The organism is Jeotgalibacillus malaysiensis (assembly GCF_044789845.1).
In the GTDB taxonomy this organism is placed as follows: domain Bacteria; phylum Bacillota; class Bacilli; order Bacillales; family Jeotgalibacillaceae; genus Jeotgalibacillus; species Jeotgalibacillus malaysiensis_A.
The window spans coordinates 432,030-451,087 of record NZ_CP085252.1 but is presented as its reverse complement, the minus strand read 5'-3'; the positions used below and the strand labels follow the sequence as shown (position 1 = coordinate 451,087).

Genomic DNA, 19,058 nt, shown 5'->3' with positions numbered 1-19,058 from the left:
CATGGGACTTTCCCATGAAAAAACAGCCTCATGAAGAAGCTGTTTTTAATAGAATGCCATTTCTTGAAGGATCCTGTACGAACCATCCTTCATTTACCTGCTTTGCGCCAGCGTTTTTCACTGCTGATTGAAGTGAAGATTCATCTGGATAGATCAGTGTATAATGCACAAGACCTGCAGATTTTTCAGATGGTGGCGGTGCCCCTGCACCATTCCAGATGTTTAAGCCGATATGGTGATGGTACTTTTCCGTTGAAATAAACAGTGCCTGCTGACCGTAGCGGCATACCGGTTCAAAGCCAAGCTTGCGGTAAAATGCTTCCGCTTCAGATAATGACGCAACGTGAAGATGGATATGCCCCATTTTCGTATCTTCAGGAAGCTGATGGAAGTGACCGTGCTCCGCTCCAAGTACTGCTTCAAAATCAAGTGGGTCCACAGTCATTTTGACCTCATCCTGACTCCACTCCCATTCTTCCTCCCCGCGGTCCCTGTATATTTCAATCCCATTGCCATCAGGATCTGATAAATACAGTGCTTCACTGACAAGATGATCTGATGCGCCAAGCTGAATTTTATGAGCAGCTAAATGTTCAATGATTGCTGCAAGGTCTCCTCTCGTCGGCAAAAGAATTGCAAAATGATAAAGCCCTGTTGTACGTGGTTCTTTTGAGCGTGCGCCTTCAGGCTCGATCAGCTTCAGAAGAGACGTACAACAGTCAGCTGTCAGTTGAACTTCATCCTGCTTCTCTGACAGCACTTTAAATCCGATGATATCTGTATAAAATTGAACTGATCGTCCAAGATCCGTTACGTTAATCGCTACCTCTTCCACGAAGGTTGCCGGTGGTGAATGAAATGTCATGATGATACTCCTCTCTTTCAGTTACTTTATGTAACTAATTATATTTTACAAACTAAAAGAAAGCAAGATGATTCTCCTGCTTTCTTCTACAGAACATCATTAATTTAATGTGGCACGATTCCGTCCATTCTTCTTTGAGAAGTAGAGCGCTTCATCTGCCCGCTTAAAGATTGTATCCTTCGTATCTGCCGGTTTTACACCTGACACACCAATCGAAACGGTGATCTGACAGTGTGGCCACTCGCTATTCTCAATATTGCCACGTATTCTATCTGCAATTTTCAATGCAAGTCTTTCATTGATATCCGTCAGCAGAATGACAAATTCCTCTCCGCCAAAACGGACAAGCACATCTTCTTTTCTAATTTCCTGCTCAAGTCTCCTGGCAAGCTCCTGAAGTACCTGATCCCCTGCAGCATGTCCATACTGATCATTCACGTTTTTAAAGTGATCAATGTCTAAAATTAAATATGAAAAAGTGAAATCCTCACTTTTAAATCTGATTAAAAATGCTGTCAGCACGTCTTCGTAATAACGCCTGTTCTTCACACTTGTTAGCGGATCAATCATTGCAAGATTCTCAAGCCTTGAGTTAGCTTTCGTAATTTCTTCTCTTTTATACTCAAGTTCAGTAAGGAGTTTCTGTAACTCTCCATTTGCATAATCTGTATCTTCAAGAATCTTTTCTACCTGGCGTTTCGCTGAGATCAATTCATTTTCAAAATCGTCTCTCGTTTGCATTTTCACAAATACATATTCGTACTGATCATCTCTTTCCTGCGCATTCATCAGAACAGGCACTTGTCCGTCAGCCGTTTGAAGTGTCAGGTACATTTCTTCCACTTTTTTGTGTGTTGACATAATTGGTGAAAAATAAGTCTGAAAGTACATTCTTGAAGGCATCGTGAATAATGATGTTACATGACGCTGCTTCAAATCTCTGCTGCTTTCTCCAACAAGATTACTAATCATTTCATTTGCCTCGAGGATTCTCCCGTCGAGCTCTGTTATGATGTAACCGCATGGTGCGTAATAAAGCTGCGTATCCATGCTCATCCCCCCTGCGTTATACCGCCTCTACTGCAATATACTTTTTAATATATTTTACCACTTCTTCCGGATGGCTGATATGAGGGTTATGACCTGTTGCTTTCAGTATCACAAGCTCACTCTCAGGAAACTCTTCTGCCAGATATAGAGCAGCTTCATGCGGCACAACCGTATCGTCGCTCGGCTGCATCACGACCACAGGAACTTCTGTGTACTTGAGCTCCTCACGCAGATCAACCAGGAATGTCGCTTCAGCAAACTCTCTTGCAATCGTCTGATCGTTTGATAAGAGCTGTTTTTCAAAATCTAATGCAAGTTCCGGACGATCTTCATTTTTTGACGCAACAGGCGCAAGATACTTCGCCCATTCATTGAAATTCTTCTCCATCATATCAAGCATGCCGTCGATGTTTTCCTGATCAAATCCTCCATGATATCCCGTATCATTCAAATATCTCGGGGAAGCCGCAAGCATCATCAGCTGTCTGAATAAGCCAGGTTCCTTCCCGGCTGCGAGCATGCTGATCATCCCGCTGACAGAATGACCAACGACAATCACATCTTTCAAATTGAGCGCTTTACAAACCTCAATCATACCCTCTGCATAGCCATGAAGCGAGTGATAACGTTCAGATGAATACGCACTTTTATCCGCATTTCCGGAGCCGACATAATCAAACAAAATGACTTTGTAGTCTTCTCCAAATACCTGCACGACCTGCTCCCATGCCACCTGACTACTGCCAAAACCGTGTGCGAACACAATTGGCTGCCTGCCTTTTCCGGTCACTCTGACATGATTCCTTTTTAAGATATCTGTATTCATCATGAACCACTCCTTTTATCGCTCATCCATCATTTACATTTGTCTTCCTTAATACTATTTTACTATATCCGCTTAATTTTAAGAATATGTAAATCACCAATCACACATGTTTTAATCAATTAATTTATTGATAAATCTCTTAACTTGGAATGAATAGAAAAAAATACTAAATTCACCCCCATAGAATATTTTCGCAAACCGAAACGTATAGCAACAAATCATATAAGAGATTTGTTATTACATATTTCTGGAGGGATTAGATGAAGTTTAAGAAGGCTCAGCATCAACCGTCTGGAAAGCGTCCGCCTGAAGCGCAGCGGAACGGAAAAAAGGGTGAGACAACTTATGTCGCACCCTTTTTTTCTTCTAATTATTCACTTTCATAAGGTCGCGTCTGCTGCGTTGCAAGTGTATCTCATAAAGAAATATCCGCATCATTGATAGAGCCATTAGAAATCGCTCTCACTGCAGCATCAGCGTTTGGAACAGTCGGATGGACTACTGTATCATTTTTGTGAAAACATGGAAAAAATAGTACCTTCCATAGAAGGTACTATAAATAGGAGATTTTAATGCATTTTGCGTATCTGATCCTCAGCCATTTTCCCCGCCATCGGTAAATGATAACGCTCTCCCTGGTAAGCTTTAAACATTAATAAAAGCCAAAGCACAAGCGCTACTGGACCGATCAGCAGACTAATAATAAACCCGATAACCGGAATAAAGTTGAGCACAATACTCAAAATGAAAATTGCACCAAACACAATGATCGACTGCATCGCATGAAACCTGATTGTTTCATTTTCCTTTTCCACTAACAGCAACACAATTCCACTGATAAAACCTACCAGATAAGCCAGTAAACCACCCACGTTTTCCTGGAGACCAGTTGATGATTTCTTCATGCCCGGCGTGCCCTGTACCACAATTCCCTCTCCTTTCGATTTGGGCTTAGAATGAGCGCTGCATAAATTAACTAAATATTCTGTCTTTAATTATAAAACAGGCTGTTCTGTTCGTCAATGCGAACCCGATCGAACAAGGTCGAATTTTACATGATTTTATGACTTTATTCTTAGTTTGATGAGCATTTTCACCTGATAGGCACACTTCACGACACACCCAAAATTGCCCCCCTATCCCGCAGGTGCTAAAGTCAGATCAAGAGGAAATTTTTGTTTTTTGACATCTGAAGGAGATGAACATCATGGCGGAAAAAGTGATTTGTATCATTGGCGCGGGCCCCGGTATCGGTCTGAGTGCAGCAAGGAAATTCGGTCAAAATGGATATGCAGTCGCGTTGATCGCACGCAATGAAGAAAAACTTAACATTTATACTGAAGAACTGAATCAGGAAGGCATTGAAGCCATCGCCGTTCAGGGGAATGTCCTTGCAAATGAAAGCATCAGAAAAGCAATCCAGTTCACCTATGATACATTCGGCCGCATTGATGCACTGCTTTATAACGCCTTTACTTTTAGAAATGAACTCCCTTCAGAAATGGATCCAATTGAATTTGCCAGTGATCTGCAGGTGGATGTGATTGGCGCACTGGTTGCTTATCAATCAGTTCTACCTTTTTTAAATGAAGGAAGCTCCATCCTGTTTACAGGCGGCGGTCTTGGCGTAAAGCCGATGAAAAAGTTCACTTCCGTTTCAATCGGAAAAGCCGCACTCAGAGCGCTGGCCATATCAATTCACCAGGAATTGAAAGGAAAGAATATCTATGCCGGAACTTTGACGATTAACGGACTTGTTAAAGAAGGCACGCATTTTCCACCTGACAATATTGCTGAAAAGCTGGTTGAAATGACTGAAAAACGCGATCAGGACGAATGGACATTTGACAGAGATTAGATATGCCAATATACGAAAAACCGGTCACTAGACCGGCTTTTTTACGTAATGATTTTTTTCACCTGCGCGATACAGCGGGGACGGAGGTTGCTGTATCATTATCCCATATTCTGCATAATTGATACAGTGACCTCCGTCCCCCCTGTATCCAGCAGACTGCCTGCTGAGCTCAACAAAAAAAGACAGCACCCCATCAATGCTGTCTTCTCACTTATTTCACCTGTTCATAATACTGAATAATGCGTTTACTCATGCTGCTGCCTGCCTGAATGCCAGAGGCTTTTTCAAGTGCTGCTGCCGGGCCATCCTGTGAGATCCATTCCTGCAGCTGAACGGCTTCGGGGTCTTCTGACATATTAAATGTGAGCGCTGCTGCAATGGTTTTTTCAAGATGCACGGGCACGATGTTTTGCCTGTCCAGTCCGACTGCCGGGTATGTCAGGCGGTCTCCTGCTGAAAGCTTTCTCAATGGCGCCCGCCCTACACGGTCAAGGCCATCTGAAATATAAGGGTTCTTGTAGCGTTCAATAATTTTTCTGACATACATCTGATGCTGTTCTTTATCAAGATCAAACTTTCCTGTTAAAAATGTACTCGTTTCACTCAGCACACCTTCAAGAACGTCTATAATTTCCTGGTCGTCCATTGCTTCTTTAACGGTTTTATACCCTTTCAGTAAGCCGTTATAAGCGATTGAAGCGTGACCTGTATTAACGGTCAGCAGCTTTCTTTCTATAAACGGTACAAGGTCCTCTACAAAAAGCGCGCCTGTTAATTCCGGCTTGCTGCCTTTCAGGTTTGCTGTTTCAATCACCCATTCAAAATAGCGTTCGACTTCAATTGTTAATGGATTATCGTGATGCTGAATCGGGACAATCCGGTCAACGGCTGAATTTGGGAAACCTGATGCAGCGAATACACGTGCCGCCTCATCTTCTGACAGATGCTTTTCCACTTCGCTTTTCAGCTGGTCGCTTCCTCCAATCATGTTTTCACATGCAATCACATTTACTTCAGATCCTGCTTCTCTTGCACTGAGTCCTTTCGCGATCACAGGCGCGATAAAAGGAAGGACGTGCGGTCCGACTGATGCTGTGACGAGGTCTGCTTCAGCCAGTGCAGCTGCCGCATGCTCAGGGTGTTCTTTACTGTTAATCCCGCTCACGCCGGTGACAGTAAATGATTCCTTCGTTTCGTCTGCAAGCACCACGTCATAAGCCTTGTCCTGATTCAGTCGGTCAATAAGTTCAGCGTTCACGTCGATAAATGTCACTTCATAGCCGGATTGCTGAAGAATAGCGCCAATGAAGCCGCGGCCGATATTACCCGCTCCAAAATGTACAGCCTTCATTATTCTGCCTCCTCGAAAATGGCGATGATCTCCTCTTCTGATTTTGCATTGATCAGGCGTTCCACGTTTTCTTCCTCTGAGCATGTAATCGCGATTTTAGACAGAATCTCAAGGTGCTCGCCGTCTTTTCCTGCAATCCCTACGACGATATTAACTTCATTATCATCAAACATGACACCTTGAGGGAGCTGAAGCACTGAAATACCGGACTGTTTTACAAGCTTTTTAGAGTCTTCAGTACCGTGCGGAATCGCAATTTTATTACCGATATAAGTAGTAGAAATCTGTTCACGTTCAAGCATACTTGTGATGTAATTAGCATCAACATAGCCTTTTTCAGCGAGAACTTGACCTGCTTTTTCAATCGCTTCTGTCTTAGAAGATGCACTTTCATTTAAATAGATGTTTTCCTTTTTAAAAATTTCACTCATGATGAACCCTCCATTAGTTGATGTGATTTTATTGTGTAAAACTGGTTCAGTGTTTTTTGCAGGAATTGAAAGACTTCCTGCTGGTTACCGTTTCTGATCAGGTGCATCGTATATGCCTCTTCAACCAGGCTTCCGCTGATTGAGCTTAGTACCTCAGCACCTTTATGGTCCGGATCTGCAGGTGAAATCATCAGAATTAACCGGCTGACTTCTGTTGGCTCCCCGTCCATCCCTTTTAACATATAGAGCGATGTCAGATCATAAAGCCTGAAGACCGGCTGCCGCACTGCCTGATCTCTGCAATGGTAAAGGGCGAGGCCTGTATCAGGTATCGCCATCCCTCCGAGTGATTCCCGCTCAGCCAGACTTTTTGCGACAGCCCCCTTTTTATGAATCAACTCTTCTTCATAAAGTGATGCATCTATTTTACTTAATACTTTTTCGAATTTTTTATTAAGATCAACCGTTTCAATCCTGAACTGTCTCAAAATTTGTTCGACTGAGGTTGCGTATTGATTCATCAGCTTCAGCCTGTGTAAAAACGGGACTGGATCATCCGGCTTTTGCTTCAGCGCTGAAGGTTTTTTCATTGGCTTTATTGTCTGGATCGCTGTCCTGATCCGGTCTGCATCCTGCTGTGGCAGCAGTGGATTGACGAGCAGATAATCCTCTGCCAGTCCACTCAGGCCAACTGTTGAGACAATCAGATCGTAATGCGTTTCTTCAAGATGCTTCTCTACTTCACTGATACTTGAGAGTGTGATGGATTTGAATTCATCGAACTCTTTATTGAGCCTGCTGCCAATCATCTTGGAAGTTCCTATTCCGCTTGCGCAGACGACTAATACATTTAATGAATCCGGCCCTGTGACGCCTTCAAGGGCTGAGCCGAAATGAAGCGCGAGAAATGCAATCTCACCGTCAGGAAATTCATAGGCTGGCAGCACCTCTGTCAGACCTGCTCTGACTGCTTCAAACAGCTCCGGGTATTCTTTTTTGATTCTTTTCGTGAGCGGATTATAGGTATAATTCTTTTCCTTCGCACGCTGGATGCCCGGTTCAATATGGGCGATCAGCCCCTCTATCAGATCAGGGTCATCAATCAGATTCACATTCATCCGGTCAGAAATGGCACGGACGAGCTGATGCACCGTTACTGCGAGCTCGGGATCAGTCAGCTGATCAACAAACTGCTCCTGGAAGCGCCGCTTCGCTGTTTTTAAATGAATCGTGATATAGCCGACTTCCTGTTCTTCTATTTCGAGGTTGAATGCATCTGAAATCACGTGTGTTATTCTTTTTGCAACCTCATATTCCTGCAGCTGCTTTAACTCACCCAGCAGCTTCTCTTGATGTTCAACTGTCGCACCAGCACGAATCCGCTCCAGTGATAAGCAGATATGCAGCAGTAATGACACGTAGGCACTGTCTGTTAATGGATACGGAAGCTCACTGATTTCTGATTTGATCAGCCTGTCGACCTGATCAAACTCTTCTTTCGATACAATTGAAAAAACACGGTGATCAAGCGTCCGCTGGTTGAAAAGCTGGCCTTCGTGAATTGAATAAATGGACGAGCTCTCAAGCTCCTCCATCATTAAGTTTGCAAGTGATCGCCGCTTTGCTTTTTCATCACCGGACAGCTCAATGCCATACCCTCTTCTCCGGATAATCGTCACCCCGTAAGGATTCAGAAACTCTTCCAGTTCATCAAGCAGCTGGCTGAGTGCAGCATTTGTCATCTGGAATTCACTTGCAAGGCCGGACTGCTTTACGACTGAATTCTCTTTCATCAGATAATGAAGCAGCAGGATTTTTCTTTCTCCGGGATCAAGCTCTGACGAAGGAACCTGGAGCAGCGCAGATTCCAGTTTTTCGAAATCTGCGCTGTCACCAGTGAGTCTCATGCCCCTTCCTGCCAGTTTATCAATTTTCAGGTTAAAATGATTACAGATATCTTCAAGCTTCTGAATCTCACGCTGGACAGTCCGCTGACTCACCTGAAGATGGTCAGCAAGCTCTGTAAGCGTCGTATACTGGTGCTGAGCGGTCAGCAGTATATGAAGCATTTTGCGTTCTCTTCCTGTCATGTACACGCCCAGGCACCTCCTTTTGAATAAGCTCTTTTAAATTGGCTGTCGATTTCCGCTTCAGGGGGACGCTTTCCATGGCCAGGCGCTGAGCCATGCTCTGTCTCACCTGACCCTTCCTGCCACAGGAGTCGCCCCCTTACTCTCCAATCGTCAGCTGTACAGGATCAATCATGCTACTTTTAAAACTATTGATTAATTAAGCAGATTCATTCTTCTTTAATTCGTTTACCAGTTCATCATACTTTGGACTGCCAAGGAAGTTATCGACTGAAATGTGCCTTGCGTCTGGACGCTTATCTCTTGCCCGGTCAGTTAAGTCCTTGTGGGTAATGACGATATCTGCATCATCCGGGATCTGATTGATTGCAGTATTTGAAACCGGGATATCGATCTCTGCTTTCTTGAATTTATTTCTGAGCAGTGAAGCACCCATTGCACTTGAGCCCATTCCGGCATCACATGCGAAGATGACTTTCTTTACCTCGCCAAGTCCTGCAAGTGAAGTATCAGCAGCTACCGGCTCCTGAGCTCCTCCAGTTAAATGAGAAGCAGCCTGGCTCTTTTTACCTTTCATTTCCTGCATACGTTCAGTTGCTTCTGTCAGTGCACCATCTTCTTCAGTAGACTTAGTGAACTTTAACAGAAAGCCTGCTGAAGCAAATGATACTGCAGTTGCTGCAAATACGCCTGCTAACATACCAAGATAATCTCCACGTGGTGTCATTGCAAGATAAGCGAAAATACTACCTGGTGATGGTGTTGCAACAAGTCCTACATCAAATAATGTGAATGTCATGATACCAGTTGCACCACCGAGGATTGCTGCAATAATTAAGATCGGCTTCATTAGAATATAAGGGAAATAGATCTCGTGAATTCCTCCAAGGAAGTGGATCACACCAGCTCCTGAAGCTGATACTCTTGCCATACCCTTTCCAAAAACCATATAAGCAAGCAGGATTCCAAGACCTGGTCCAGGGTTTGATTCAACCATGAACAGGATTGATTTACCTGCATCCGCTGCCTGATCCAGTGCAAGCGGTCCGAGAATTCCGTGGTTAATTGCATTATTTAAAAACAGCACTTTCGCAGGTTCTACAAACACACTCGCCAGTGGCAACAGGTTCGCATTCACGATCACCTGAACACCCGCAGCCATTACCTGATTCAGTCCCTGTACAACTGGACCAACACCTGTGTAAGCAATTAGTGTAAGTATTGCGCCAAGAATACCTGCTGTAAAGTTATTGATCAGCATTTCAAAACCTTGTTTTACTTTTCCTTCAAACAGTCTATCCACCTGTTTGATCAGGAAACCACCAAGCGGTCCGAGCATCATCGCTCCGAGGAACATTGGAATATCTGTTCCGACGATGGCACCGATTGTTGCAGTTGCACCGAGCACCCCACCGCGAATACCGTAGACCATGTGTCCACCAGTGAAACCGATGAGTAATGGAAGAAGATAATTAATCATTGGACCGACGACAGTCGCTAAATCTTCATTTGGCAGCCATCCGGTCGGAATGAACAATGCCGTAATTAACCCCCAGGCGATGAAGGCACCCATATTCGGCATAATCATACCACTTAGGTAGGAACCAAACTTCTGAATCTTTGCTTTAATACCTGACTTATTTTCCGCCATTTTGTTTTCCTCCTTAATATTTTTTGGCTTAGGTAATGTTGTTAATTTAATAATAAAGCGCTTACTTACACAAAACAATGAATAGAAAATTCAACTTTGTCATACGTAAGGTGGACATTTTTTAATTAACAGTGATTTAAAAGAAGGAAAATCTCTTTTTATGGGGAAGTCTTAAGAAGAATGAGTAGGGTGCGATATTAACTTATGCATATTGATCAAGGTAGCGTATAATAATCTCGATATAATAATGGATGGAGAGAAGATGATGACTGTATATGGAACGATACCTGAAACCATATCCCCGCTGCATGCGCTGGACAGTATCGGAGAAACCATTCTGCTGGCTGATCCCACTTATCACATACAATGGATGAACAAAAAAGCTGCTGATCTTTTAGATGATGTGGCCAGACTGTATGGACTTTCAGGCAGCCAGGAAATGATTGGCAAAAATATGGACCTGTTTCATACACAGCCGGGCTACCAGCAGCGGGTTATGCAGCAGATCACCCATACGCATCGTGCAAGAATTACAATTAAAGAGGTCGTCGTGACAGATATCGTAATTACGCCCCTTTACCTTGATGAGATGCTGCAGGGTTACGTCATTATGTTAATGGACGTTACAACTAAAGCTGAAGAAGATGCCACTAAAGAGAAGCTGATCAAAGACTTATCGACTCCCATTATGAGAGTCTGGCATAATGCGATTGCGCTCCCATTAATCGGAACATTTAATCATGAACGCTTTGATGCGCTGGTTAGTGATGTTCTGCAGGAATGTGCAGCACATCAAATTAATTATGCATTGATCAATGTAAACAAAATTCATTTCGATGAAGAAAACAGCACAACCGTCCAGTTCCAGAAGCTGATTGATTGCCTGCGACTGATCGGAACGGAGTGTATGATTGTAGGTGTGCCGCCATCACTCGCCGTTCAGATGACTGGTCTCGGGCGGAGAGTGAAGATCTATAAAAGTGTATACGAGGGGCTGCAATACATTATCTCGCTCGAAAAGTGATCATAAAAAGCTGCCGGCACAAACCATACCATTGCTGAACGCGCACTTTTTAAGCTGGATGCAGTATACACACGCATGGCCAGGTGAGGCAGTCCAAGCGCTCCAATTGTCAGGGCCGGAATGATCGCAAAATACCATTTAGGTGAAAATTGATAGTCAAAGAAGGTTGGCACTGCATCCATCATCGCAGGGACCATATCTGCATAAAGCAGTGGCGGAAAATACCATCCGCTGCCTCCTACTGCCTTCATGATTGCTGCAAGCGGCACGATAAACATCAGTGCGATAATCACCATCTGAATCGCTGCGTTATTTGTCGCACCAGCCATACCACCAATGGTTACATATCCGACAATAATCAGACCGCCAACAATCAGCCCCGTCATATAAGGAATTCCAAGCAGCGTTTCAAATGTAACAGCAATCCCGGTCATCTGACCGAGTGCATACATGATTGAAACAAGAATCATAAATAAAGCAGCAATAATCGATGCTTTCACGCCATAGCGGTTACGGATAAAATGAGTTGGTGAAAATGCCCCCATCCGTCTGAGACTGGTACCATAAATAATCGTAATCAAAGGAATAACACCGTCAATCATTATTTTAAATTTTTTGGAAAACTTAACTTTGAACATTATATTGCTAAAACAAAGATGTTTTGAATGTATACAATCACTGCTTTCCAACTAACAGAAAAGATGATCAGACCAAAGGGTTTGTAAGGTTATTAACTTATAATAGATAAACGAACTGTTATTTCAGAAATCTTTAATATGAGGGGGTTTTTAGAAGGAAATAAAAAATGGCCACTGCTCCATAATAGAGCACCAGCCATTTCTATGATTCTATAATGTATCTGAAAATTTTGCAATCATTTGTCTATACGAGTGACAGATTTTTTTAATTTTTTTAATTTTCCAATCCAGATCATATGGTTAAAACCGCCGCCCCAGTAATCCTCAAGCAAAATATCAGGCTCACCAAGCCGCTTTTTCCAATAGGTCTGAGAGCTGACAAATCCGGCATCCAGATAAAATTTCGAATGACCTTTTTCAAGCAGCCATCTCTGTGTATGCTGCAGAAGTGCATGGCCAATTCCTTTACGCTGATCATCAGGATGTATGTATATACTGCCAACTTCATAAACCCCATCCTCAGGTTCCAGACCGCATGTAATCAACTCTCCAGGAGTCATGCAGGCAATCGTTCCAAGCACCTGACCGCCTTTTACAGCTACGAACATGGTTTCCTTATCAGATAGAAGGATTCTTCTTGCAACTTTACGTAAACGCTCTGTTTCTTTTTCGATCAGCCATTCTTTGTCTGTTACATTCTCATTTGAAATTAATGCTGTCTGGCATTTCAGGATCATATCATCGAGTGACGATAGATCGTTTTCCTGTAGCGGTCTGATATTCATATTTTCACCCTGCTTTTATCGTGTTAATACTATTATACAAAAAAGCTGCCTGACAGTATTCTGATATGCTCCCTTCAAAGTAGACAGAGAAATAATAAAAATTCTCTACTACTATGAAGGGGGCATTTTTATGTCTAAACGAGTAACTAATCATATGTTAGATGAAAGATTGAAAGTGGTGTTATGTGTCTTAGATGAGAAGAAGCCGACGAATGTGGTCTCTAAGGAATTCAGTGTTGCCCAGACGACCATCCGAGAGTGGGTCCGTAGATATCAATCTGATGGAATCGACGGATTAAAGGAATCGAAGACCTGGAAAGAGTACTCCCAAGAATTGAAACGACAGGCAGTGGACTATTATCTGGCGGGTCACGGTAGCCTCAGTGAGACCTGTGCTCGTTTCAACATCTCAACCTCCTCTGTTTTACGAAGGTGGATAAAGCGTTACACTAGTGGAAAAGATATAAAATCCACTAGTAAAGGAAGTAGAGAGATGAACAGAGGACGAAAGACGACATTTGAGGAACGGATAGAGATCGTCCAATTCGCAATCGCCCACGACCTTGACTATCACGGGGCTGCGGAGAGATATCAGGTTTCGTATCAACAGGTCTATGGATGGGTACGGAAATATCAGGCTGACGGAGAGACGGCACTTCACGATCGCCGCGGGAAATCCCTGGAGTCTAAGCCGGACCTGACAGAAGTAGAGAAACTGAAGCTCCGCATCAAAGAACTGGACCATCGCAATCAATACCTTGAGGCGGAGAACGGCCTCTTAAAAAAGCTGAAGGAGATCGAAAGGAGGGACAGAATGCGCGAATAGGCAGTCATCTACATCGGTTCCAGGCGATCCATGATTACCATGAGGAGACGAAGACACCGATTCAACTGCTTTGCCAGCTGGTCGGCGTGTCGCGATCCGGTTACTACAAATGGCTGAACCATACACCGACTGACCAAGAGGAAGAAAATGAATGGCTACTCGGGGAGATCAAGAAGATGTTCAACAAACATCAAGGGATCCTAGGCTACCGACGGATCACCTTGTTCATCAACCGTCAGTTCAAGAAGCAGTACAATCGCAAACGGATCCGTCGTCTGATGATCAAGCTCGACCTGAAATCCTTTATCCGCCGGTCGAACGGCTACTGTACGAAGACCAGCTACGTCAACATCGAGGACAACATCTTGAATCGCGCGTTCACAGCGAGCCAGCCCAATCAGAAATGGGTGACGGACATCACACACCTCCATTACGGTCTTGGGCACAAGGCTTATTTAAGTGTGATCAAGGACTTGTACGACGGGTCTGTCGTAGCCTATAAGATCGGTCACTTCAACAACAACCCTTTGGTGATGGATACGCTGAAGGCGGCCATCGAAGCGAACCCAGACGCAATGCCTCTACTCCATAGTGACCGAGGGTCGCAGTATACATCGAAAGAATATCGCTACATCACGACAGAGGCAGGGATCACGCGGAGTATGTCCCGTGTCGGGAAGTGTATCGACAACGCGCCGATAGAGAGCTTCTTCGGTCACTTCAAATGCGAGAAATATGCATTGAAACCGTACAAGAGCTATGAAGAATTAGTCAACGACATCGATCAATATATGCGATTTTACAACGAGGGACGTTATCAAGAAAAATTAAACAACCTGGCACCGATGGAGTATCGATACCAGGCCGTAGCGTAGTTCTAACCTTTTTTCTTTTTTACTGTCTACTTGACAGGGCGCAGTTCATTCTCAGGACAGCTGTTATTTTATCTCAATGCGTCCGGGAATGACGTCAGGTCGATCCCAAAGACAAGTGGCAGCAGCAGGATGACAAATGCAACCAGTGCAATTGTGGCAGCAAAGTTCATCCAGATACCCGCTCTTACCATATCAATCATTTTCAGGTACCCTGATCCAAATACAACTGCATTCGGCGGGGTTGCGACCGGCAGCATAAATGCACATGAAGCAGCAACAGCTGCAGGTACCATTACAGCAAACGGGTGAACATCCACAGCGACTGCGAGTGCTGCCATAATCGGCATCAGCATGGTAGCTGACGCTGTATTGGATGTAATCTCCGTCAGGAACACAACCACCAGTGACACAACGGCAATGATCACTATAAACTGAACACCCTGCAGCACTGTGAGCTGTTCACCGATCCAAACATCAAGTCCGGTTGCACCGAAGCCTCCTGCAATCGCAAGGCCGCCTCCAAAGAGAAGCAGAATTCCCCACGGCACATTCTTCGCCGTCTCCCAGTTCATCAGTTTAACGCCCTGATACTGAAAAGATGGAATCAGGAACAAGACGAGTGCTCCTGTAATGGCAATCATTGTATCGTCAATTGCAGGACTTACATATTCCTGCAGGACAAATGAGCGTAAAATCCATGCCAGTGCAGTCGCACCAAACACAACTGCAACCAGTTTTTCATCAGCACTCATTTTCCCAAGTGCAGCTCGTTCTTTTTTAATAACCTCTTTTCCTCCTGGAATGTTTTTTAGCTCCATTGGAAAAGCAAATTTGATCAGGTAAACCCAGGCAAATAAAATCATGATCACTGCAAATGGAACACCAAAGAGCATCCACTGGGCAAATGACAGGTCAATATCATAGATTGCTCTCAGCTGAGCAGCCAGAATCGTATTAGGCGGCGTCCCGATAATCGTTGCAATTCCTCCGATAGATGCTGAAAAAGCGATCGCAATCATTAAGCCTTTTGCAAACTTATCCTTTTCACCTTCAGCGTTCTTAACAGATCCTTCACTGATTAATGAAGACATCTGGAAAATGATCGCTGTCCCGATCGGTACCATCATCATGGCTGTTGCAGTATTTGAAATCCACATAGAAAGAAAGCCGGTCGCTGCCATGAAGCCAAGCATAATGCCGCTTGTACTTGTACCAACGAATGAAATGATACTAAGTGCAATCCTTTTATGAAGATTCCACCTTTCGAGGGCTAAAGAAATAATAAATCCCCCAAGAAATAAAAACACGAGTGGATCTCCATAATTCGGTGTAACCTCCCCCACTCCTACTCCTGCAGCAAGCGGAAACAGAATAACCGGTAATAGAGAAGTCGCGGGAATCGGAATAGCTTCTGTAATCCACCAGGTTGCAATCCAGACAGTTCCCGCAAGTACCCCTTTCGCTTCCGGCGCCAGACCGTCCGGGTTAAAGAACATCATCAGCATCACAAACAGCAGCGGCCCTAAAAAGAGACCCACCTTCTGTTTTGTAGAAAAATCTCTTTTCTCAGGTGAAGGCTGTCTGTACGTGCCGGTTAATTTTCCTGAAGCCTTTGCCATTCTGTCAGGATCATCACTTGTTGGACCATCCTGCCCCATATTCGGCTTAAAAAGCATCAGCTCTTTGATTCGGTCATGACTGTCCCATGACCTTTGCCATAATCGTTTAACATTTTCCATTCACATCACCCCTAGTCATTAAAACGCTTTCATTCATAGCATTATAACATGATTTTAGGAGGAGTAAGGAAATATGCCTGTCAACCCTAAAAGTAGACTTTTTAACTAGTCTGTATTCATCTGACTAGCAGATTGTCTTTCATCCATTTTCTGATTTTTACTGAGCGCGTTGGCTCAGCAGCAGATTTTCGATTCATTTCAATCAGCATGGGACTTAGAATGGCTTTTATGTGTAAACGCTGATGTATATGCTGACGGACAATTTTCAATGTGGCTAATCTAACATCCGTTCGCTTTTGCGGAAGGATTTTTTCTATTCTATTAACCGCCTATTGTTCGCCTCCTTTCACTTCTTTCAAGTATGATATGAAAAAGAGGTGATGAGATGAAATTTATCGTGATCTGGTTATTGCTCTTAGTATATGCGGTTTTCCTGGCTCCCGGCTCTGAAGGTTCTGACCCGGTGATAGAGCAGGTATTCTCAGGAAACCTGGATGCCATTGATCCGCTTGTCCTCACGATTTTTAACTCATTAGGTATTTTCCCATTGGTTTTTCTTACAATTTTGTTACGCAATGACCGTCAGAAGTGGCCTGCATGGCCGTTTTCGCTCGCAGCATTTGCCGGTGGTGCGTTTGCCCTGCTACCATGGTTTGCATTCGGCGACCGGCCGAAAAAACGGGATTTGAGAACGCAGGGATGGATCCTGCGCATTCTGCGGTCAAAAATCTGGCTGATCCTTTTGCTGATTATCTTTATTGGTAATCTGCTTACTCTTTTACAGGGGGTATCTCTCGCCGGGTACAGTGAAGCCTTTATGGAGTCCAGTCTGGTATCAGTGATGACGGTGGACTGGTTTATTTTATGGTGGTTATCTGTATATGCGATTCACAGGTTTTACCCTGATGCAAAGAGAAAAGGTCTGGCGTGGATTCCGATTGCAGGGTCGGTGCTGGTGTTGTTTTTTGTGAAGGAAGATCATTAATTTGTATAGGTACCTGCCGCCTGACTGCCTGATGCAGCGCGGCATTTTTTATGTTTAGGTTAGATAAAATTACTCCATACGAATCCTAAAAAGGCCGTGAGTATGTTTCCTGAGATCCACACAAACTTTTGGGACGCCGTCATTGCAGTTCCGGTTATTATGATTTTGACACAACTGACAAAAAGATTTTTCAGACTCTCAAAGCCTGCAGTTCCTTTTATTGCATTAGTTTTTGGAATGTCAATTTCTATTTTTATCAGCCACCGTGAGAGTCTGCTGGCAGGTATTTTCATGGGTTGGTTTTATGGATATGCAGCGGTTGGTTCCTATGCTTCTCTGAAAACAACGGTGATAGCATATCTAAAAAAGGTCAGAAGGGAACCTGTTTAGAACCATGAAAAAGCAGCCTCACGATGAGACTGCTTCTAACACGCTTATTCTTCAGAAGAAGTTGATCCATCTGAAGACGGTTTTTCAGTTGTCTGATTTGTTTCTTTAGCCGGTGCAGCCTCTGAAGCTGTCTGATTTTCACCCTGATTGGTCACCACTGTATGCGTGTTACCACGGTTCACCATATCTGATAACAGCTTGGATACATCAATGCCAGTCAGTTCTTTTAACGGCTCCTGGATCTCAATCATTGTCTGCGTCACGCTCTTGCCGTAAGAGGAAACCCCATTGCCGCCCCCTGTATCCAGAATTTTAACTGAATCGATATTTTCCATCGGTTTTGCAACCTTCTCTGCAAAGATTGGCAGCATTTCAATCAGCTTCTCTGCAAGAATCACTTCGCCATGTTCAGCAATTGCCTCAGTCAGCAGTCGTCTTGACTCTGCTTCTGCTTTACCGCGCTCTAAAATAACCTGCGCCTCTGCAAGACCTTCTTCACGTTTAATGTGGGCTTTTGCTTCCCCGTCGATTTCCGCTTTTCTTGCATCTGCTTCTGCCTGACGCGTAACAGAGTAGTAGTCGGCATCCGCTTTTGCTTTACGGATCTTATTTTCTTCCTCTTCAATATCTACCTGACGTGAACGTTCCACCTGCTGGATGCGCAGCTCTTCTTCTTTACGCTTCGCAATCAGCATTAATTCTTCCTGCTGAACTTCCTTATCAAGCTTGGCTTTTTCGAGCGTATAAGATTGCTCTGATTTCGCACGAGCACGTTCTGTTTCTTCTTTGATGGCTGCATCTTTCAGATCTTTATCCTTCTGCGCTGCAGCAATTTCAGTCTGACGCATATACTCCTGTTCCTTCGCTTCCTTATCTGAATTGGCACGCTGGATACGCGTTTCTTTTTCAGAGTTGGCTTCAGCAATTTCAGCAAGCTTCCGGACCTCTGCGATACGCGGACGTCCAAGGTTTTCTAAGTATCCATTCTCACTGTCAGCATCACGCAGGTCAGTCAGCCCGAGTGATGTGATACGGAATCCCATATCATCAAGCTGCTTCTGTGCGACTTCAGTTACCTGTTTGTTAAATGATTCACGATCTTCATTGATCTGCTCAACTGTCATTTTAGACAGGATCGCACGAAGATTGGCACTCAATACTTCTGCGATTTCATCCTCAAGCTCTTCAGATTTCTTTCCAAGGAACTGCTCCGCATAGTTTGCAATCCCCTTTAGTGTATCAGCGACCTTTACCATCGCTACAGCATCAGCGACAATTGGTACTCCGCCATTTGTATAAACACGCGGTGTCGTCAGCTTCAGCTGGAATGATGTCAATTCAACCGGTGTAGCTGTCTGATGCATACGCAGCAGGTGTCCGCCACCACGGATAATTTTCATCGAACGTCCTTCATTGTCTGTAAATATATTCGTTTCCTTTTTCGGATCCCCAAGCTTCGGCCCTGTAATAATCAGCGCCTGATTTGAACGTGCTGTCCGGTAGCGGATTTTGTAATAAATGAATACAACTGCTCCCGCGATCGCCAGCACGATCAAAATTGTAATAATAATCGATAATGCTGCAAATAATTCCATTATGTATCCTCCCTAATAAAATTTGAATGTTCTAACTATATGTACGGTTGAATAGAGAAGTGGTTCCATTTTTAGCGAA

At 44.0% G+C, this 19,058-nt stretch carries 17 protein-coding genes; 5 read left to right on the top strand and 12 right to left on the bottom strand.

Features of this window, described 5'->3' with window-relative positions; translation table 11 throughout:
- Positions 1–28 precede the first annotated feature (28 nt).
- The 4 genes from LG330_RS02650 to LG330_RS02635 form a co-directional block, all read right to left on the bottom strand.
- Positions 29–865: a VOC family protein gene (locus LG330_RS02650; RefSeq protein WP_404407175.1), complete on the bottom strand. Its 837-nt coding sequence runs from the start codon at positions 863–865 to the stop codon at positions 29–31.
- 99 nt (positions 866–964) lie between these two features.
- Positions 965–1,915: a diguanylate cyclase gene (locus LG330_RS02645; RefSeq protein ID WP_404407174.1), complete on the bottom strand. Its 951-nt coding sequence runs from the start codon at positions 1,913–1,915 to the stop codon at positions 965–967.
- 16 nt (positions 1,916–1,931) lie between these two features.
- A complete protein-coding gene (locus LG330_RS02640) occupies positions 1,932–2,741 on the bottom strand; it encodes an alpha/beta fold hydrolase (protein ID WP_404407173.1) in 810 nt (269 codons plus the stop codon).
- 569 nt (positions 2,742–3,310) lie between these two features.
- Positions 3,311–3,667, bottom strand: coding sequence for a DUF4870 domain-containing protein (locus LG330_RS02635; protein ID WP_404407172.1), 357 nt, complete (start codon positions 3,665–3,667; stop codon positions 3,311–3,313).
- 281 nt (positions 3,668–3,948) lie between these two features.
- On the opposite strand from LG330_RS02635, the gene LG330_RS02630 reads away from it, so the two are divergent.
- The gene (locus LG330_RS02630; RefSeq protein ID WP_404407171.1) at positions 3,949–4,599 is read left to right on the top strand and encodes an SDR family NAD(P)-dependent oxidoreductase; all 651 of its coding nucleotides are present in this window, start codon (positions 3,949–3,951) and stop codon (positions 4,597–4,599) included.
- Positions 4,600–4,810: 211 nt separating this feature from the next.
- On the opposite strand, the gene LG330_RS02625 is transcribed toward LG330_RS02630, so the two are convergent.
- From LG330_RS02625 to LG330_RS02610, 4 genes are all read right to left on the bottom strand, one after another.
- On the bottom strand, positions 4,811–5,950 hold the full coding sequence (locus tag LG330_RS02625; protein ID WP_404407170.1) for a mannitol-1-phosphate 5-dehydrogenase: 1,140 nt from the start codon (positions 5,948–5,950) through the stop codon (positions 4,811–4,813).
- Positions 5,950–6,381, bottom strand: a complete 432-nt coding sequence (locus tag LG330_RS02620) for a PTS sugar transporter subunit IIA (RefSeq protein WP_404407169.1) — start codon at positions 6,379–6,381, stop codon at positions 5,950–5,952. Before LG330_RS02620 ends, LG330_RS02625 begins: the two co-directional genes overlap by 1 nt.
- Positions 6,378–8,471, bottom strand: a complete 2,094-nt coding sequence (locus LG330_RS02615) for a BglG family transcription antiterminator (RefSeq protein ID WP_404409474.1) — start codon at positions 8,469–8,471, stop codon at positions 6,378–6,380. Before LG330_RS02615 ends, LG330_RS02620 begins: the two co-directional genes overlap by 4 nt.
- Before the next feature lie 199 nt (positions 8,472–8,670).
- A complete protein-coding gene (locus LG330_RS02610) occupies positions 8,671–10,122 on the bottom strand; it encodes a PTS mannitol transporter subunit IICB (protein WP_404407168.1) in 1,452 nt (483 codons plus the stop codon).
- 265 nt (positions 10,123–10,387) lie between these two features.
- Here LG330_RS02610 and LG330_RS02605 point away from each other — a divergent pair, with 265 nt between their 5' ends.
- On the top strand, positions 10,388–11,146 hold the full coding sequence (locus LG330_RS02605; protein WP_404407167.1) for an STAS domain-containing protein: 759 nt from the start codon (positions 10,388–10,390) through the stop codon (positions 11,144–11,146).
- Here LG330_RS02605 and LG330_RS02600 read toward each other — a convergent pair.
- Positions 11,095–11,727, bottom strand: coding sequence for a sodium:solute symporter family transporter (locus tag LG330_RS02600; protein WP_404407166.1), 633 nt, complete (start codon positions 11,725–11,727; stop codon positions 11,095–11,097). The two genes, LG330_RS02605 and LG330_RS02600, sit on opposite strands and share 52 nt — an antisense overlap.
- A 293-nt stretch (positions 11,728–12,020) precedes the next feature.
- On the bottom strand, positions 12,021–12,569 hold the full coding sequence (locus LG330_RS02595; RefSeq protein ID WP_404407165.1) for a GNAT family N-acetyltransferase: 549 nt from the start codon (positions 12,567–12,569) through the stop codon (positions 12,021–12,023).
- A 130-nt stretch (positions 12,570–12,699) separates the two neighbouring features.
- On the opposite strand from LG330_RS02595, the gene LG330_RS02590 reads away from it, so the two are divergent.
- Positions 12,700–14,270 (top strand): IS3 family transposase gene (locus LG330_RS02590; protein WP_404403530.1). Its coding sequence is split into 2 segments (ribosomal slippage): positions 12,700–13,363 and positions 13,363–14,270, totalling 1,572 coding nucleotides; the frame shifts between segments, so codons are not numbered across the junction.
- Between the two features lie 68 nt (positions 14,271–14,338).
- Here the strand turns inward: LG330_RS02590 and LG330_RS02585 are convergent.
- Positions 14,339–16,009: an SLC13 family permease gene (locus LG330_RS02585; protein WP_404407164.1), complete on the bottom strand. Its 1,671-nt coding sequence runs from the start codon at positions 16,007–16,009 to the stop codon at positions 14,339–14,341.
- 385 nt (positions 16,010–16,394) lie between these two features.
- On the opposite strand from LG330_RS02585, the gene LG330_RS02580 reads away from it, so the two are divergent.
- Both LG330_RS02580 and LG330_RS02575 read left to right on the top strand, forming a co-directional pair.
- Positions 16,395–16,994, top strand: a complete 600-nt coding sequence (locus LG330_RS02580) for a hypothetical protein (protein ID WP_404407163.1) — start codon at positions 16,395–16,397, stop codon at positions 16,992–16,994.
- Between the two features lie 102 nt (positions 16,995–17,096).
- Positions 17,097–17,384 carry a hypothetical protein gene (locus tag LG330_RS02575; RefSeq protein ID WP_404407162.1) on the top strand — a complete coding sequence of 96 codons (288 nt, stop codon included), beginning with the start codon at positions 17,097–17,099 and terminating at the stop codon, positions 17,382–17,384.
- A 44-nt stretch (positions 17,385–17,428) separates the two neighbouring features.
- Here LG330_RS02575 and LG330_RS02570 read toward each other — a convergent pair whose 3' ends face one another.
- Positions 17,429–18,979: a flotillin family protein gene (locus tag LG330_RS02570; RefSeq protein WP_404407161.1), complete on the bottom strand. Its 1,551-nt coding sequence runs from the start codon at positions 18,977–18,979 to the stop codon at positions 17,429–17,431.
- Between the last annotated feature and the right edge of the window lie 79 nt (positions 18,980–19,058).

What these genes read in the sequence shown, in the direction of transcription:
- LG330_RS02575 (WP_404407162.1), top strand. Translation starts at nt 17,097, where the DNA reads ATGTTTCCTGAGATCCACACAAACTTTTGGGACGCCGTCATTGCAGTT.
- LG330_RS02640 (WP_404407173.1), bottom strand. Translation starts at nt 2,741, where the DNA reads ATGAATACAGATATCTTAAAAAGGAATCATGTCAGAGTGACCGGAAAA.
- LG330_RS02625 (WP_404407170.1), bottom strand. Translation starts at nt 5,950, where the DNA reads ATGAAGGCTGTACATTTTGGAGCGGGTAATATCGGCCGCGGCTTCATT.
- LG330_RS02585 (WP_404407164.1), bottom strand. Translation starts at nt 16,009, where the DNA reads ATGGAAAATGTTAAACGATTATGGCAAAGGTCATGGGACAGTCATGAC.
- LG330_RS02605 (WP_404407167.1), top strand. Translation starts at nt 10,388, where the DNA reads ATGACTGTATATGGAACGATACCTGAAACCATATCCCCGCTGCATGCG.
- LG330_RS02615 (WP_404409474.1), bottom strand. Translation starts at nt 8,471, where the DNA reads ATGACAGGAAGAGAACGCAAAATGCTTCATATACTGCTGACCGCTCAG.
- LG330_RS02650 (WP_404407175.1), bottom strand. Translation starts at nt 865, where the DNA reads ATGACATTTCATTCACCACCGGCAACCTTCGTGGAAGAGGTAGCGATT.
- LG330_RS02645 (WP_404407174.1), bottom strand. Translation starts at nt 1,915, where the DNA reads ATGGATACGCAGCTTTATTACGCACCATGCGGTTACATCATAACAGAG.
- LG330_RS02610 (WP_404407168.1), bottom strand. Translation starts at nt 10,122, where the DNA reads ATGGCGGAAAATAAGTCAGGTATTAAAGCAAAGATTCAGAAGTTTGGT.
- LG330_RS02570 (WP_404407161.1), bottom strand. Translation starts at nt 18,979, where the DNA reads ATGGAATTATTTGCAGCATTATCGATTATTATTACAATTTTGATCGTG.
- LG330_RS02630 (WP_404407171.1), top strand. Translation starts at nt 3,949, where the DNA reads ATGGCGGAAAAAGTGATTTGTATCATTGGCGCGGGCCCCGGTATCGGT.
- LG330_RS02620 (WP_404407169.1), bottom strand. Translation starts at nt 6,381, where the DNA reads ATGAGTGAAATTTTTAAAAAGGAAAACATCTATTTAAATGAAAGTGCA.
- LG330_RS02580 (WP_404407163.1), top strand. Translation starts at nt 16,395, where the DNA reads ATGAAATTTATCGTGATCTGGTTATTGCTCTTAGTATATGCGGTTTTC.
- LG330_RS02595 (WP_404407165.1), bottom strand. Translation starts at nt 12,569, where the DNA reads ATGAATATCAGACCGCTACAGGAAAACGATCTATCGTCACTCGATGAT.